The organism is Sporosarcina luteola, assembly GCF_023715535.1.
In the GTDB taxonomy this organism is placed as follows: domain Bacteria; phylum Bacillota; class Bacilli; order Bacillales_A; family Planococcaceae; genus Sporosarcina; species Sporosarcina luteola_B.
The window spans coordinates 1-214 of sequence record NZ_JAMBOI010000086.1 but is presented as its reverse complement, the minus strand read 5'-3'; the positions used below and the strand labels follow the sequence as shown (position 1 = coordinate 214).

General features: G+C 46.7%; 1 protein-coding gene. It reads left to right on the top strand.

Going from position 1 to position 214, the window contains the following annotated elements; all coding sequences use genetic code 11:
* The coding region (locus tag M3191_RS18865; protein WP_251701757.1) for a transposase at positions 1–214 on the top strand (214 nt) is incomplete at both ends.

The window sequence follows — 214 nt, the reverse complement described above, 5'->3', positions numbered from 1 at the left end:
CAACACCTAATTTCAAGAGGTCTACAATCGCCGAAACTAGTCGTCTCCGATGCCCATGAAGGTCTTAAAAAGGCGATTCAACAAGACTTTGTGGGAACATCCTGGCAACGGTGCAATGTCCACTTCAAACGCAATATCGTTGACGTCATGCCGAAGAAAGACAATCAGGAGGCAATCAGCCTACTGAAAAGCATATTTGCCGCGGAAGAGATGG